Below are 14,799 nucleotides of genomic sequence, written 5' to 3'. Positions count from 1 at the left end.
CCATGCCCAACATCGACAACCCTGAAAGCCCCGACAACAATCCGCTCTCGCACCTGTTCGACAACAACCTCGCGTGGGTCGAGCGCAAGCTCGCGGAGGACGCCGAATATTTCTCCCGCCTCGCGCATCAGCAAGCGCCTGAGTATCTGTGGATCGGCTGCTCCGACTCGCGCGTGCCGGCGAACCAGATCATCGGTTTGCCGCCGGGCGAGGTGTTTGTGCACAGGAACATTGCGAACGTGGTCGTTCACTCGGACCTCAACTGCCTGTCCGTGATCCAGTTCGCCGTCGACTTGCTGAAGGTGAAGCACATCATGGTGGTCGGGCACTACGGCTGTTCCGGCGTGGGCGCGGCGCTCGTGGGCCGGCGCGTAGGCCTCGCCGATAACTGGCTGCGTCACGTGGAAGACGTGCGCGACAAGCACTCCGCGCTACTCGATGAATGGCCGATGGGCGTGGCGCGCAATCGTCGGCTGGTGGAACTGAACACCATCGAACAGACGGTGAACGTGTGCCATACGACCATCCTGAAAGATGCCTGGGCGCGTGGCCAGGAGATCACCGTGCATGGCTGGACCTACGGCGTGCACGACGGCCGGGTACGCAACATGGGCATGATGATCAGCGATGCCGACCAAGTCGAACCTGCTTACCAACGATGCATCGCGGCGCTGGCGCGCGGTGGTGCCCATTCCTCGGAGAACGACGTGCTCGCCGGCGATGCAGCGCGTCTGGGCGATGTTCCCGCTATCGTGGAAGGTGTGATCAAGGAGTTGAAACATGACTGATTTTGCAGATGATCCCGTGGTGATCGTATCGGCTGCGCGTACACCGATGGCCGCTTTTCAAGGCGATTTCGCCAGCGTGACGGCGCCGCAACTCGGCGCGGTCGCGATCCGCGCCGCCGTCGAACGTGCAGAGCTTAAACCCGGGCAGATCGAAGAAGCGGTGATGGGTTGCGTGCTGCCTGCCGGACTTGGTCAGGCGCCTGCACGACAAGCCGCGCTCGGCGCGGGCCTGCCGTTGTCCACCGGCAGCACCACGGTCAACAAGATGTGCGGCTCCGGTATGCGCGCCGCGATGTTCGCTCACGACATGCTGCTGGCCGGTTCGGCTGACGTGATTGTCGCGGGCGGAATGGAAAGCATGACCAATGCGCCGTATCTGTTGCCGAAAGCGCGTGGCGGCATGCGCATGGGCCACGGCCAGGTGCTCGATCACATGTTCCTCGATGGCCTCGAAGACGCGTATGAAAAAGGCCGCCTGATGGGCGCGTTCGCGGAGCAATGCGCGGGGTCGTACAAGTTCTCGCGGGAAGCGCAGGACGCGTTTGCCGTGGAGTCGCTGACGCGCGCGAAACGGGCCAATGAAGACGGCTCGTTCGACTGGGAAATCGCGCCGGTGACGGTGGCGGGACGCAAGGGCGATACCGTTATCGATCACGACGAGCAGCCGTTCAAGGCGAACATCGACAAGATTTCGACGCTCAAGCCCGCGTTTGCGAAAGACGGCACGGTAACGGCGGCGAACGCATCTTCCATATCCGATGGCGCTGCCGCACTCGTGATGATGCGGGCATCCACTGCAAAGCGGCTCGGCGTGACACCGTTGGCGCGCGTGGTCGGACACAGCACGTTCGCGCAGGAACCGGCGTTGTTCACGACAGCGCCCGTCGGCGCGATCCGCAAGCTGTTCGAGAAAAACGGCTGGCGCGCGAGCGAAGTCGATCTGTTCGAGATCAACGAAGCGTTCGCTGTCGTTGCAATGGCCGCCATGCGGGAACACGACTTGCCCCACGACAAGGTCAACGTCAACGGCGGCGCCTGCGCGCTCGGCCACCCGATTGGCGCATCGGGCGCGCGGATTCTCGTTACGCTGATCGGCGCACTTCGCCAGCGTGGCTTGAAGCGCGGCGTGGCGAGCTTGTGCATCGGCGGCGGGGAAGCGACGGCGATGGGTATCGAACTGATTTAGACGTCGAGGTCGGGAGAACGATATGAAAACCGTATTGATCGTGGGCGCCTCGCGCGGACTCGGCCACGAATTCGCGCGAGGGTATTGTCGCGATGGCTGGCGCGTGCTCGCCACCGCGCGCGACGCAGCGTCGCTGGAAGCGCTTGGCGCCATGGGCGCAAAAACCTTCTCGCTCGACACGACACAACCCGAGCAGATCGCCGCGCTCGGCTGGCAACTCGACGGCGAGAAGCTGGATATCGCGATTATCGTGTCGGGCGTTTATGGTCCGCGGACGGAACATGTGGAAACAATCCTGCCGGAGGATTTCGATCAGGTCATGCACACCAACGTCCGCGGCCCGATGCAACTGATGCCAATCCTCTTGCCGCTCACCGACGCCGCCCATGGCGTGCTCGCGGTGCTATCGAGCAAGATGGGCGGTATCGCGGAGATGAACGGGACTGCGGGTTGGCTGTATCGCGCGAGCAAGGCCGCGGTAAATGCGGCGTTGAAGGCGACGTCGCTCGAAGCGCGCGGCTCGACTTGCATCGCGTTGCATCCGGGATGGGTGCGCACCGGAATGGGCGGGTCGTCGGCGGCAATCGATCCGGCGCACAGCATTACCGGCATGCGCGCGGTGATTGCTGCGGCGGTAGCGAACCCCAAGAAATTCAACGGCTCGTTCGTGCAATACGACGGCACGCCGCTCGCGTGGTGAGCGGATGCGTTTTTCCAAGTGGACGTTTCAACAATCAAGCGAGGACATGAAGTGGCGTATCAAGTACATGGCGTGGCGTCGTCGGGGAATTGCTACAAGGTGCGGCTTGCACTCGAACAACTGAGCCGGCCGTACGTCTGGCATGAAGTCGACATGATGAACGGCGCCACGCGCACCGATGCGTTTCGTCAGTTGAATCCGAACGGCAAGGTGCCGGTACTGCAGATCGATGAGCACACGTGCCTGTTCGAATCGGATGCGATCTTGTATTACCTCGCCGAAGGCACGCCATTGCTGCCCACGGACCGTCTTTCCCGGGCGCGCGTCCTGCAATGGATGTTCTTCGAGCAATACAGCCACGAGCCCAACATCGCGGTTGCGCGCTTCATTCTTCAGTTCGTTAAACATCCCGACGATCCCCGGCTGCCCGAGAAAACCGCCGGTTCGTATCGCGCGCTCGACGTGATGGAAACGCATCTCGCGACGCGCACGTATTTCGTCGATGAGCAATACACCATCGCGGACATTGCGTTGTACGCGTACACCCATGTCGCCGATGAAGCCAACCTCGACCTCGGGCGATATCCCGCCATTCGCGCGTGGCTTGCGCGCGTGAAAGCGCAGCCGCGCCACATCGAAATGCCGGGCGTGGACGCATGAAGCAAGTCGCGCCATGCCCGTGCGGCGGGGCGTCGCCGGGATCGGGCGACGCTCACGTTAAGCGCCTGCCTGACTACGCGGATTGTTGCGGGCGTTTCATAGAAGGAACTGCGGCAGCAAGCAACGCCATGGAACTGATGCGCTCGCGCTACACCGCCTACGTGCTCGGTAACACGGCGTACTTGCGCGCGACCTGGGCCGAGCGCACCTGCCCTCGCGATCTGGAAAACTCCGCCGATCTCGCCACCCGCTGGCTCGGCTTGCAGATAAAACGTCACACGCCAGTAGACGCCGATCACGCCGAGGTCGAATTCGTCGCACGATACAAGCGCGGCGGCCGCGCGGTCCGGCTGCATGAGACAAGCCGGTTCGAACGCGATGCCGCCGGCCGATGGCGTTATATCGACGGTGATCTTCGCGATTGAAACGTTGCAGCGACGCATCTCGCTGTATCGACGGCAATAATTTCCTTAACGTCTCCTTTCGCCAGAAATTAGTGTGCCTCACGGGTACTTTCTAATTGCGCCAGTTCTTTTTGTCCGGGTACTCTAGCTTTTCGCCAGTCGCTGGCGAATGATATTAAGCCTTTGTTTCATAAGCTAAATATCTGCCAGCGCCGGTGTTGCGTATTGAAGCCCATTGTCGTGCCTAATCGGGGCATGACTTCACGATCCGCCAAGCGATACTGACCCAAAGGTACGAACGCGCGGATCGATGGATCGTGACGATAAGCTGGCTCGCGCTTTTTTCAAATCAGCCGGGTCGAGAAGCGGGTGGAGTTTCGGGGATGGGATTTCGGCAAGTGTTGTCAGGTTGTGTAATGGTGTGTGCGCTCGCGGCGGTGTGCGCCTCGGCGCTTGCAGAGCCGTTCCCGGGTGCTCAACAGTACGCGAAGCTCGATGCGCCTGCCTTCGGCACGGTGCAGCCGGTGGTCGATCCCTCGCTTCCCGTCGTCGAGGCGAGCCTCAACGAGTCCGTCATCGAAATCCCCTCTGGCGACGTCTCGCTCGAAACCACGATCTTCAAACCTGACGGCGCGGGTCCGTTCCCGATGATCGTCTTCAATCACGGCAAGCTCCCCGGCAACGCGCATGACCAGCCGCGCGCGCGTCCGCTCGCGTTTGCCCGCGAGTTCGTGCGTCACGGTTATGTGGTCGTCGTGCCGAATCGCCGCGGCTTTGCGGAATCGGGCGGCGAGTACGCCGGTAACGGTTGCAACGTCGAAGCCAACGGTTTTGCGCAGGCGCACGACGTGGCGGCCACGGTGGCTTACATGGAGAAACAACCGTTCGTCGACACCGGGCATGTGGTCGTGGCGGGCGCTTCGCACGGTGGCCTTGTCACGATGGCGTACGGCGCTCGCGACGTGCAGGAGGCCAAGGGCGTACGTGGCCTGATCAATTTCTCCGGCGGCCTGCGTCAGGACGAATGTCCCGGCTGGCAGAAAAACCTGACGAGCGCATTCGGCGAATACGGCGAGCATGTGAAATTGCCGTCGCTGTGGATGTACGGCAGCAACGACTCCGTCTGGCAGGGCAACCTTCCCGACGAAATGTTCACGTCGTACAGCGCGCACGGCGCGAAGGCCGACATGATCAACTTCGGCGCGTATAAGAACGATGCGCATCGGCTGGTTGGGGATCGCGATGGCGTGGCGATCTGGTGGCCGCGTGTGAAGACGTTCCTGGCCGATATCGGCATGCCGACGGATCGGCAATATCAGGTTTCAGTGCCGGTAGCGCCCACGCCGACGGGTTATGCCAGCGTGGATGCGGTGACTGCGGTGCCTTTCCTCGACGAAAGGGGCCGCGAGGGTTACCAAAACTTCCTGCACCAGTATTCGAGCCGTGCGTTTGCGGTGTCGGATTCGGGTGCGTGGTCGTGGGCGGAAGGGGGCGACGACCCGATCTCGGTGGCGTTATCGGGCTGTCAGAAGCAGAGCAGCGATCCTTGCAGGCTGTATGCCGTCAATAACGCGGTGGTCTGGAATGATCGCAACGTTAGCCAGACGCAGACTGCATCGCGATAGATCCTGCTGGTCTTCGATAAAAAACGCCGGCCCGCCAATGCCGGCGTTTTGCATTTCGCCGCCAAGAAGCCTCCGTTAGCGTGCAATTAGCAAGCGTTATGCGCGAAGTTAGCCACGGTAACGGTTGATCGGCTTTATGCATTCCGGTCCTCGCGCCTCGATCCAGGTGCTCAAAATCGAATCTCGCAGCGAATTTAGAGATAATTGGTGCTCAGCGAAACACCGAGTCGCGCACATCGCGAAACCCCATGACCGATGCAATGAATCTGCAGCGCCTGAAAGTCTCCGTCGATGCCCACGTGGCGCGCGTCACGCTCGATCGCCCCGACGTACGCAACGCCTTCGATGAAGCCACCATCGTCGAATTGACCGCGGCATTCCGCGCGCTCGCCGACGATGCCTCCATCCGCGTCATCGTGCTTGCCGCGAACGGCCCCGCGTTCTGCGCCGGCGCCGACCTCAACTGGATGAAGCGCATGGCAGCCTATTCGGACGCGGAAAATCGCGCCGATGCACTCGGCCTCGCCACCATGCTCAACACCATCTACGCATGCAAAAAGCCGGTGATCGCGCGGGTGCAGGGTGACGCGTACGCGGGCGGCATGGGCCTTGTCGCCGTCGCTGACATCGCCATCAGCACGGAATCCGCGCACTTTTGTTTATCGGAGGCGAAGCTCGGGTTGATGCCCGCGACCATCGCGCCGTATGTGATTCGTGCGATAGGCGCACGCGCATCGCATCGATACTTCGTCACCGCCGAACGTTTCGATGCCGCCGAAGCGCTGCGTATCGGCCTCGTGCATCAGGTGGTTGCAGCGGATGCGCTGGATGCAGCCGTCGATGCTGTCGCGGCCGCGATCGTCGCGAATAGCCCGAACGCCGTGCGCGAGTGCAAGCAACTCGTGGTCGATCTGGCGGAGAAACCGATCGATGAAACGCTGATCTCGGACACCGCCGACCGTATCGCACGGATTCGTGCCTCGGACGAAGGACGCGAAGGTGTCCGCAGTTTTCTGGAAAAGAGCAAGCCGTCGTGGCTTGCCTGAATGTGATCGGGAGCGTCGCCTGAGTGCATCACGGGCCGCTCCCCTGGAGTCGTTTTGAACCTGAACAACCAGCCAAAGCCTGCTACCGACGAATGGGTTGCACGCTCGCTACGCGCCGTATGGCACCCGTGTACGCAAATGAAACATCACGAGCGCACGCCGCTCGTGCCCATCGCGCGCGGCAAGGGCGCGTGGCTCTATGACCACGATGGAGCGCGTTATCTCGATGCCATCAGCTCGTGGTGGGTCAACCTCTTCGGCCACGCCAATCCTCACATCAATGCCGCGCTGAAAGACCAGCTCGACACGCTCGAACACGCGATGCTCGCCGGGTGCACGCACGAGCCCGCGATCCTGCTCGCCGAACGCTTGAGCGCGCTCACGCAGCACACGCTGGGCCACGCGTTCTTCGCCTCCGATGGCGCATCGGCAGTTGAAATTGCGTTGAAGATGAGCTTCCACTTCTGGCGCAACAGCGGCCGCGCGGAGAAGCGCGAGTTCGTGTGCCTTGCCAACAGCTATCACGGCGAGACGATAGGCGCGCTCGGCGTAACCGATGTCGCGTTGTTCAAGGACGCCTACGATCCGCTGATTCGACACGCGCACGTGGTGACATCGCCGGATGCTCGCAGCGCTCGCGAAGGCGAGACGGCGCGCGATGTCGCACAGCGCGCGCTGGCCGATATGAAGACTCTCTTCGACGCCAAGGCGTCGCAGCTTGCCGCCGTTATCGTGGAGCCGCTCGTGCAGTGCGCCGCCGGCATGGCCATGCACGATCCCTCGTATTTAAAGGGCCTGCGAGCGCTGTGCGACGACTACGGCGTGCATTTGATTGCCGATGAAATTGCCGTCGGCTGTGGCCGCAGCGGCACGTTCTTCGCGTGCGAACAGGCTGCGATCTGGCCGGATTTCCTGTGTTTGTCGAAGGGGATCAGCGGCGGGTATTTGCCGTTGTCCATCGTGCTGACACGCGATGAAATCTACGCCGCTTTCTACGATGACGACATGACGCGAGGGTTCCTGCACTCGCATTCGTACACGGGCAATCCGCTTGCGTGCCGCGCGGCTTTGGCGACGCTCGAACTCTTCGATAGCGCAAACGTGCTTGAAGAAAATCGACGTAAATCGTCCGTGTTGCGCGCTGCGTTGAGTCCGCTTCAAGATCATCGCCAAGTGAAAAACCTGCGCGAACGCGGCACGATTTTCGCCTTCGATGCAGTGATTGAAAACCCATCTCAAGCGCGCACGTTCTCACGGCGTTTCTTCGAAAAGGCCTTGAAACATGAGCTATTGTTGCGGCCGATAGGCACGACCGTCTATCTGATGCCACCGTACATTCTCAGCGACGACGAACTCGCCTTGCTCGCCGAACGCACACGCACTGTCTTCGAAGCAACGCTGGCGGAGGCCGCATGAGCAAGACATCGCCCGCTCTTTTCGACACATTGAAACAAGGTCTCGCCGATATCGATCGCAACGGTTTGCGTCGTCGCCGACGTATCGCCGACAGCGCGTGCGCCGCTCACATGACGGTGGATGGACGCGAGATTATCGGCTTTGCAAGTAACGATTATCTCGGGCTGGCTGCGCATGAAACCCTGCGCGAAGCACTCGCGGAAGGCGCACAAAAATACGGCGCGGGCAGCGGCGGATCGCATCTGCTCGGTGGCCATTCGCGCGCCCATGCGAAGCTCGAAGACGACCTCGCGGCGTTCTCCGGCGGTTTCGTCGACCAGGCGCGAGCGCTGTATTTCAGCACCGGCTACATGGCGAATCTCGCGACGCTGACCACATTGGGCGCTGCGGGACCCTCCGGCGGGCGCGACACGCTGATGTTCTGCGACGCGTTGAACCATGCGTCGCTGATCGATGGCGCGCGCTTGTCGCGCGCTGAAATTCGCATCTATCCCCACGCCGATGTCGAAGCGCTCGACGCCATGCTCGATGCATCGGTGAATGAGGGTGGGACGAAGATCATCGTCACCGATTCCGTCTTTAGCATGGACGGCGATATCGCCCCGCTTGCGCGGCTGCTTGAAGTCGCGGAGCGATACGGCGCATGGCTCGTTGTCGACGATGCGCATGGGTTCGGCGTGCTTGGTCCGCAAGGACGCGGCGCGTTGGCTGAAGCTGAGTTGCGCTCGGCGCATCTGGTTTATGTCGGCACGCTTGGGAAAGCCGCAGGCGTGTCCGGCGCGTTCGTGATCGCGCATGAGACGGTGATCGAATGGTTCGTGCAGCGCGCGCGGCCGTACATCTTTACGACGGCATCGCCGCCGGCGGTGGCGCACGCGGTATCGGCTAGTTTGAAGATCATTGGCGGTCAAGAAGGCGACTTGAGACGCGCGCACCTGGCTACGCTCATCGACAGTACGCGCGCCATTTTGCAGCGCACACGATGGTTGCCCGTCGACTCGCATACGGCGGTTCAACCGTTGATTATCGGCGGCAATGAAGAGACGCTGACGCTCGCCGCAGCGCTCGATGAATACCACATGTGGGTGCCCGCGATCCGGCCGCCGACGGTGCCCGTGGGCACATCGCGCCTGCGCATTTCGCTGTCCGCCGCGCATAGCCACGATGACCTCGCCAAGCTCGACGATGCCTTGCAAACCTTGAGCAACCGCCCATGACCGCGCCACTTTCACTCTTCGTCACCGGCACCGATACCGAGATCGGCAAGACGCTCGTATCGGCTGCGTTGCTGCATGGGTTTGCCGCGCTCGGCCTGCGCGCCGCCGCGATGAAACCCATCGCAGCGGGGGCGTTCGAGCGCAACGGCGAGTGGCATAACGAAGACGCCGATCAACTCGATGCCGCCGCGAATGTTGCGCTGCCGCCATCAATACGCACGCCGTTCATGCTTAAAGAAGCCGCCGCGCCGCATATCGCGGCGGCGCGCGAAAACGTGTCGCTGGACATTGCGCGCATTGTGGAAGCGCATCGATTCGCCGTGCAACAAGCGGACGTGGTCGTGGTGGAAGGCGTGGGGGGATTCCGCGTGCCGCTCACCGACGTCCACGATACTGCCGACCTCGCGTTCGCCTTGAATCTGCCGGTCGTGCTGGTGGTCGGCATGCGACTCGGCTGCATCAGCCATGCGTTGTTGAGCGCCGAGGCCATAGCAACGCGAGGGCTGCATCTGGTGGGCTGGGTGGCTAATCAAATCGATCCGGCCATGCTGTTTCCCGCTGAGAACATTGAAGCAATCCGGCTGCGGCTCGACAGTCAATACAACGCGCCACTGCTTGGCACGATTCCTCGCCTCTCACCGCCGGATGCGCTTACGGCGACGACTTATATCGATACATCCCTGCTGCTGAACACGCTTCGTTCAGCCGGCGCGGGCCAGTAATTCATCGTTATCTGCAAAACGAAAAGGATCCTCACATGACGCAACTGCAATCCTCCGACAAGACCGCTCAAGCTTCCGCACCGCAAACGCTGGCTCGCTGGCGCGTGGCGGATATCGTCGCGCTCTACGACCTGCCCTTCAACGACTTGCTGTTTCGCGCGCAGGCTGTGCATCGCGAACACTTCGATGCCAACACGGTTCAGCTCTCCACGCTGCTGTCGATCAAGACCGGCGGGTGTCCCGAAGATTGCGCGTATTGCCCGCAGTCGTCGCATCACGACACGGGGTTGAAGGCCGACAAACTGATGGCTGTCGATGAAGTCCTGAAGGCCGCCGAAATCGCCAAGGCGAACGGCGCGACGCGTTTTTGCATGGGCGCGGCGTGGCGCAATCCGAAGGACCAGCATCTGGAACCAATCGCCGACATGATTCGCGGCGTGAAGGCGATGGGTCTGGAAACCTGCGTGACGCTCGGCATGCTGGAAGCGCATCAGGCCGAACGTCTGCGCGATGCCGGGCTGGATTACTACAACCATAACCTCGATACATCGCCGGAGTTCTACGGGCAGATCATCTCGACGCGGACGTATCAGGATCGGCTGGATACACTCGAACATGTCCGCGATGCCGGGATCAATGTGTGTTGCGGCGGGATCGTGGGCATGGGCGAATCGCGACGTGAACGCGCTGGGCTGATGACGCAATTGGCGAATATGGAGCCGTATCCGGAATCGGTGCCTATCAACAATCTCGTGCAGGTGGAAGGCACGCCTCTGACGGGCACCGCACCGCTCGATCCGTTCGAATTCGTGCGTACGATCGCGGTTGCGCGGATCACGATGCCAAAGGCGATGGTGCGGTTATCGGCTGGGCGCGAGCAGATGGATGAAGCGTTGCAGGCGCTGTGTTTCCTCGCCGGCGCGAATTCGATTTTCTACGGCGACCAGTTGCTGACCACGAGCAATCCGCAGGCTGAAGCCGATAGGAAATTGCTGGAGCGGTTGGGAATGCGCGCGGAAGCGTCGCAGCAGATGCAGGCGCCGGAGGCTTGTGAGGTGAAGTGCGGGCATGCGCAGGTTCAGTGAAACCTAGCAGCGGCAAGCTCGCCGCTTGATTCACTGACCTACACCATGAAGGTAGAGGTCAGCCGCAGTTGATTCCAAGAATCCCCCGCAATCGTTAGATCTCGGGGGATTTTTCTTCGGCTCTACGAGCTACATTATCCATAAGAGGCAGAAATTTACCTTTTAAGTCGATAAAGTGCGTTAACGGGCAATAAACTACCCTTTAGCGTTAACGTCATTTCTCCGACCATCTACTATAATCAGTAATAAATTGCCTCTTAACCTCGTAATCTAGCTTAAGAGGCGTAATCTTGCCTACAAATGTAAACATCGTCGTGAAGACAAGCCATACGTCACCGGAACTCGAAGCACAAGTCGGCGAAAGTCTGAAGAAACTCAGGCTGAGTCGAAATATCGACCAAAAAACTTTGGCCGAGCGAGCGGGCATCAGCGCACGTTCGCTCAGAAGTCTCGAGAACGGCAGCGGCTCCTCGCTCAAATCGCTGGTGTCTGTGCTTAGGGCTCTGGATCGGGACGATTGGCTTACCACCATCGCGCCGGTTGCGACAGTCAATCCCATGACCATGGTGCGCAACGCGGCGCCGCGTCAACGCGCGCGCAAGCGCGCTGCCAAACCCCCGAAGTAATTCGAATCCGACCAGTAGGAGCAACGACGTGAGTACGGCAAAGAATCAACCAGCGAAAAAGAAGGCTGCTCCGTACAAGCACGTTGAGCGCGTCGAAGTGTACTTATGGGACCAGTTGATGGGCGCCGTCGCCCTCGACCCCGCGTACGGTTACTACGTGTTTGCCTACGCGCCTGAGTTCGTGGCCCGGGGCGTCGAGCCCTCGCCGCTGCACATGCCGTTGAGCCTCGACCTGTACCTATTCGCGGACCTTCCGGAAGCAACGTATAAGCGCCTTCCCTCGCTTCTGAGTGACGCGTTACCCGACGACTTCGGCAATGCGCTGATCAACCGCTATATGGCCGATCACGGTATTCCTGCCTCAGGCGTTACGTCGATCGACCGCCTGGCCTACATGAGTAACCGCGCAATGGGCGCGCTCACCTTTAAACCGGCACGCGGCCCGGCCCGGCACAAGCCCACGGCGATCCAGCTCAGCCACCTCGTCAGCGAGGCCCGCAAAGCTGTCACCGGGACAATCGAAGACGACGACCATGCAAGTGCCGCGCTTCGAAGCATCATCGACGTCGGCACCTCTGCTGGTGGTGCGCGCGCAAAAGCCGTGATTGCCTGGAACCCGGTCACCAACGAGATTCGCTCGGGGCAACTAGAGGCACCGGAAGGTTTTCAGCACTGGCTTCTCAAGTTCGACGGCATGGGCGAGGACAGTGAACTGGGTACACCCCAGGGATACGGACGCATCGAGTACGCTTATCACCTGATGGCGCGGGCCGCGAACATGACCATGTCCGAGTGCCGGCTACTTGAAGAAAGCGGCCGGGCGCACTTCATGACACGACGCTTTGACCGGGAAGGAACCAACGTCCGGCACCACATGCAGACCTTGTGCGCGCTCGATCACGTCGACTATAAGAAGAAGGGCACCAACGCGTACTCGCAGCTCTTCATCACCATGCGTCAATTGAATTTGCCCTATGCCGAGATGGAGGAAGCATTCCGCCGCATGGTGTTCAACGTGATGAGCCGCAACTGCGACGACCATACGAAAAACTTCTCGTTCCGACTGCGTCAAGACGCACCGTGGGAACTCACTCCTGCCTATGACGTGACCTTCGCGCATAACCCGAACGGCGAATGGACGAATCAGCACCTCATGTCGGTGAACGGCAAATTCAAGGGCTTTACTGAAGATGACCTGCTTGCCGAGGCTGAACGATTCGGGGTGGGCACTGCGCGAGCCGTCATCAAGGAAGTACGCAACGCGATTGCTGCGTGGCCGACTTTCGCCAAGCAAGCCGGTGTAGACGGAAAACAAGTGAAGGACATCGGGCGCCAACACTTGTTGCTGTGACGGCGTCGCGAAGCCTTCGCTTTACCCCTCAATTCTTATCCACAATCACCTGATCGAACGTGCCGCCATCGGAGAAATGGGTTTGCTGGGCTTTCTGCCAGTTACCCAACATCTGCTCCACGGTGAACGTTTTGATCGGCTTGAATTCGCTCGCGTGTTTCGCCAGCACCTCGGCATTACGCGGCCGCAGATGATGTTGCGCGATAATTTCCTGCGCCGCAGGCGTCCACAAATACTCGAGATACGCCTGCGCTTCCTTGCGTGTGCCGCGCTTATCGACAACCTTGTCGACCACCGCGACCGGCGGCTCCGCGAGCAAACTCACGGACGGATACACCGCGTCGAAATCCTTGCCGCCCGCGCCCGTATCCATCAACGCGACTTCGTTTTCAAACGTCACCAGCACATCGCCAATACCCCGTTGCGTGAACGTCGTCGTAGCACCCCGGCCGCCCGTGTCGAGCACCGGCACGTTCTTGAAGATAGCTTTCTCGAAGGCTTGAGCCTGTTCATCGGTCGCGCCTTGCTGCTTCTTGTAGCCCCACGCCGCCAGATAGGCATAACGCCCGTTGCCCGAGGTCTTCGGATTCGCGATCACGACCTGCACGCCCGGACGCGCGAGATCGCTCCAGTCCTTGATGTTCTTCGGGTTGCCATGGCGCACGAGAAACACCATGGTGGTCGTGTACGGCACCGCGTTATTCGGCAAAAGCGTGCGCCAGTTGGCCGGCACGAGGCCGCCGCGCTCGACCAGCAAGTCGATGTCGTTCGGCTGGTTCATCGTCACCACGTCGGCCTGCAGGCCCTGCATCACCGACAAAGCCTGAGCACTCGACGCCCCATGCGACTGCCGCACCGAAAGCGTCTGGCCGGTCTTCTGCCTATAGTCGGCGATAAAAGCGGTATCGATGTCCTTGTACAACTCACGCGTGACGTCGTACGAGACGTTGAGCAACGCCGTCTCCGCGTGAGCGAACGTAGTCAGGCCCAGCGCCGCGATTGCTGCCCAATGCTTCAAACCCGCCATGCATCCCCCGATTCTTCGAATAGTGAAAACCGCTGCGAAGCGGCGATTCTATCGAAAAGCCGGGGCTGCAATGCCTCGGACAACTCATCCATATGCCGGTTGCTGGAAGTCCTCGAAGCGCTCGAACCCGTCGTGTTGCTCCGCAAAGTGCGACGGTGCCGCGCAATGAATCAGGGTATCGACGAAATATTTCGCGCGCGGCCACGGGCCGAAACCCGCCGCCGTATTGATGTGGCCGGCATCGCCGAGATTCACTAGCGCGCTGCCAAGCTGGCTGGCAAGACGCAGCGACTGGTCGAAGGGCATCCACGGATCGGTCGTGCTCGCGATCAGCACCGACGGCACACCGAGCCGGCGCGGCTCGAACGCGCCAGCGAAACGGAACTTCTCCGGACTGGCCGGCGCGACGAACAGCACGCCGGCAACGGCGTCGCCGGTCAACCCTTGCGCGATCGCGTGCGCAGCCGCGAGGCAACCGAAACTATGCGCAGCGAGAATGACGGGACCGCGCACGCGAGCCACCGTATCGGCGACGGCTTGCGCCCACGTATCCAGTTGCGGCGCGTCCCAGTCGTCTTGCTCGACACGTCGTGATTTCGGCAATTGCCGCTCCAGCCACGTTTGCCAGTGCGCGCCCTCGCTGCCGTGCAAACCCGGCACGGTAACAAGCCGCGGCGGCCAGGCGGATGTGCTGCATGAACTCATGTGAACCTCGCTGCCGGCTCATAGCCAGCATGGTGAGGAACAATTCTGCTGCGTCAGCGCGTCCGCGCGAACCAAGTTTTCGTCATTTGGTTATCGGCCGGTGGCGGGGCGCCCAAGTTTTGACCGGGACGCGCGTTCATCGGCGAAACCGTAAAATGTCCCCGACATCGCGCGCAATTGGTACGCGATTGGTACGCAAACGTAACTTGACTCCCGACCCATCCGCGCGCTTATCCGCCGT

15 protein-coding genes are annotated in these 14,799 nt (G+C 61.1%); 13 read left to right on the top strand and 2 right to left on the bottom strand.

The genetic code is table 11. The features are described from left to right. The first annotated feature begins 2 nt into the window (after nucleotides 1-2). The 13 genes from can to M0D69_RS05615 all read left to right on the top strand — a co-directional run bounded on the left by can (nucleotide 3) and on the right by M0D69_RS05615 (nucleotide 12,826). Nucleotides 3-788, top strand: a complete 786-nt coding sequence (can, locus tag M0D69_RS05675) for a carbonate dehydratase (protein ID WP_301781096.1) — start codon at nucleotides 3-5, stop codon at nucleotides 786-788. Further along, a complete protein-coding gene (locus M0D69_RS05670; RefSeq protein WP_301781095.1) occupies nucleotides 781-1,974 on the top strand; it encodes an acetyl-CoA C-acetyltransferase in 1,194 nt (397 codons plus the stop codon). The genes can and M0D69_RS05670 overlap by 8 nt, the downstream gene beginning before the upstream one ends. A 22-nt stretch (nucleotides 1,975-1,996) precedes the next feature. After that, the gene (locus M0D69_RS05665; protein WP_301781094.1) at nucleotides 1,997-2,674 is read left to right on the top strand and encodes an SDR family oxidoreductase; all 678 of its coding nucleotides are present in this window, start codon (nucleotides 1,997-1,999) and stop codon (nucleotides 2,672-2,674) included. A gap of 51 nt (nucleotides 2,675-2,725) precedes the next feature. Then, nucleotides 2,726-3,334: a glutathione S-transferase family protein gene (locus tag M0D69_RS05660; RefSeq protein WP_301781093.1), complete on the top strand. Its 609-nt coding sequence runs from the start codon at nucleotides 2,726-2,728 to the stop codon at nucleotides 3,332-3,334. Further along, nucleotides 3,331-3,759, top strand: coding sequence for a YchJ family metal-binding protein (locus M0D69_RS05655; protein ID WP_301781092.1), 429 nt, complete (start codon nucleotides 3,331-3,333; stop codon nucleotides 3,757-3,759). Before M0D69_RS05660 ends, M0D69_RS05655 begins: the two co-directional genes overlap by 4 nt. Before the next feature lie 362 nt (nucleotides 3,760-4,121). Beyond that, complete coding sequence (locus tag M0D69_RS05650) at nucleotides 4,122-5,363, top strand: dienelactone hydrolase family protein (RefSeq protein WP_301781091.1); 1,242 nt, start codon at nucleotides 4,122-4,124, stop codon at nucleotides 5,361-5,363. A 248-nt stretch (nucleotides 5,364-5,611) separates the two neighbouring features. After that, nucleotides 5,612-6,409, top strand: a complete 798-nt coding sequence (locus M0D69_RS05645; protein WP_301781090.1) for an enoyl-CoA hydratase/isomerase family protein — start codon at nucleotides 5,612-5,614, stop codon at nucleotides 6,407-6,409. Between the two features lie 54 nt (nucleotides 6,410-6,463). Further along, nucleotides 6,464-7,825 carry an adenosylmethionine--8-amino-7-oxononanoate transaminase gene (gene bioA / locus M0D69_RS05640; RefSeq protein ID WP_301781089.1) on the top strand — a complete coding sequence of 454 codons (1,362 nt, stop codon included), beginning with the start codon at nucleotides 6,464-6,466 and terminating at the stop codon, nucleotides 7,823-7,825. After that, a complete protein-coding gene (gene bioF, locus M0D69_RS05635; RefSeq protein WP_301781088.1) occupies nucleotides 7,822-9,042 on the top strand; it encodes an 8-amino-7-oxononanoate synthase in 1,221 nt (406 codons plus the stop codon). The genes bioA and bioF overlap by 4 nt, the downstream gene beginning before the upstream one ends. Next, nucleotides 9,039-9,764: a dethiobiotin synthase gene (gene bioD / locus M0D69_RS05630; protein WP_301781087.1), complete on the top strand. Its 726-nt coding sequence runs from the start codon at nucleotides 9,039-9,041 to the stop codon at nucleotides 9,762-9,764. Before bioF ends, bioD begins: the two co-directional genes overlap by 4 nt. 35 nt (nucleotides 9,765-9,799) lie before the next feature. Next, the gene (bioB, locus tag M0D69_RS05625; RefSeq protein WP_301781086.1) at nucleotides 9,800-10,849 is read left to right on the top strand and encodes a biotin synthase BioB; all 1,050 of its coding nucleotides are present in this window, start codon (nucleotides 9,800-9,802) and stop codon (nucleotides 10,847-10,849) included. 290 nt (nucleotides 10,850-11,139) lie between these two features. After that, nucleotides 11,140-11,475 carry a helix-turn-helix domain-containing protein gene (locus tag M0D69_RS05620; RefSeq protein WP_301781085.1) on the top strand — a complete coding sequence of 112 codons (336 nt, stop codon included), beginning with the start codon at nucleotides 11,140-11,142 and terminating at the stop codon, nucleotides 11,473-11,475. Between the two features lie 28 nt (nucleotides 11,476-11,503). Then, on the top strand, nucleotides 11,504-12,826 hold the full coding sequence (locus tag M0D69_RS05615; RefSeq protein ID WP_301781084.1) for a type II toxin-antitoxin system HipA family toxin: 1,323 nt from the start codon (nucleotides 11,504-11,506) through the stop codon (nucleotides 12,824-12,826). Nucleotides 12,827-12,854: 28 nt separating this feature from the next. Here M0D69_RS05615 and M0D69_RS05610 read toward each other — a convergent pair whose 3' ends face one another. Together M0D69_RS05610 and M0D69_RS05605 are read right to left on the bottom strand one after the other, a co-directional pair. Next, the gene (locus M0D69_RS05610; RefSeq protein ID WP_301781083.1) at nucleotides 12,855-13,853 is read right to left on the bottom strand and encodes a sulfate ABC transporter substrate-binding protein; all 999 of its coding nucleotides are present in this window, start codon (nucleotides 13,851-13,853) and stop codon (nucleotides 12,855-12,857) included. An 84-nt stretch (nucleotides 13,854-13,937) separates the two neighbouring features. Continuing rightward, nucleotides 13,938-14,558, bottom strand: a complete 621-nt coding sequence (locus M0D69_RS05605; protein ID WP_301781082.1) for an alpha/beta hydrolase — start codon at nucleotides 14,556-14,558, stop codon at nucleotides 13,938-13,940. Between the last annotated feature and the right edge of the window lie 241 nt (nucleotides 14,559-14,799).

The organism is Caballeronia sp. SEWSISQ10-4 2 (assembly GCF_030464885.1).
Lineage (GTDB): Bacteria > Pseudomonadota > Gammaproteobacteria > Burkholderiales > Burkholderiaceae > Caballeronia.
The sequence above is the reverse complement of the archived record's forward strand: the minus strand, read 5'-3'. Positions and strand labels throughout refer to the sequence as shown.

Excerpts from the sequence above, each read along its gene's own strand:
- can (WP_301781096.1), top strand. The coding sequence starts at position 3 with ATGCCCAACATCGACAACCCTGAAAGCCCCGACAACAATCCGCTCTCG.
- M0D69_RS05670 (WP_301781095.1), top strand. The coding sequence starts at position 781 with ATGACTGATTTTGCAGATGATCCCGTGGTGATCGTATCGGCTGCGCGT.
- M0D69_RS05665 (WP_301781094.1), top strand. The coding sequence starts at position 1,997 with ATGAAAACCGTATTGATCGTGGGCGCCTCGCGCGGACTCGGCCACGAA.
- M0D69_RS05655 (WP_301781092.1), top strand. The coding sequence starts at position 3,331 with ATGAAGCAAGTCGCGCCATGCCCGTGCGGCGGGGCGTCGCCGGGATCG.
- M0D69_RS05650 (WP_301781091.1), top strand. The coding sequence starts at position 4,122 with ATGGGATTTCGGCAAGTGTTGTCAGGTTGTGTAATGGTGTGTGCGCTC.
- M0D69_RS05645 (WP_301781090.1), top strand. The coding sequence starts at position 5,612 with ATGACCGATGCAATGAATCTGCAGCGCCTGAAAGTCTCCGTCGATGCC.
- bioF (WP_301781088.1), top strand. The coding sequence starts at position 7,822 with ATGAGCAAGACATCGCCCGCTCTTTTCGACACATTGAAACAAGGTCTC.
- bioD (WP_301781087.1), top strand. The coding sequence starts at position 9,039 with ATGACCGCGCCACTTTCACTCTTCGTCACCGGCACCGATACCGAGATC.
- bioB (WP_301781086.1), top strand. The coding sequence starts at position 9,800 with ATGACGCAACTGCAATCCTCCGACAAGACCGCTCAAGCTTCCGCACCG.
- M0D69_RS05610 (WP_301781083.1), bottom strand. The coding sequence starts at position 13,853 with ATGGCGGGTTTGAAGCATTGGGCAGCAATCGCGGCGCTGGGCCTGACT.
- M0D69_RS05605 (WP_301781082.1), bottom strand. The coding sequence starts at position 14,558 with ATGAGTTCATGCAGCACATCCGCCTGGCCGCCGCGGCTTGTTACCGTG.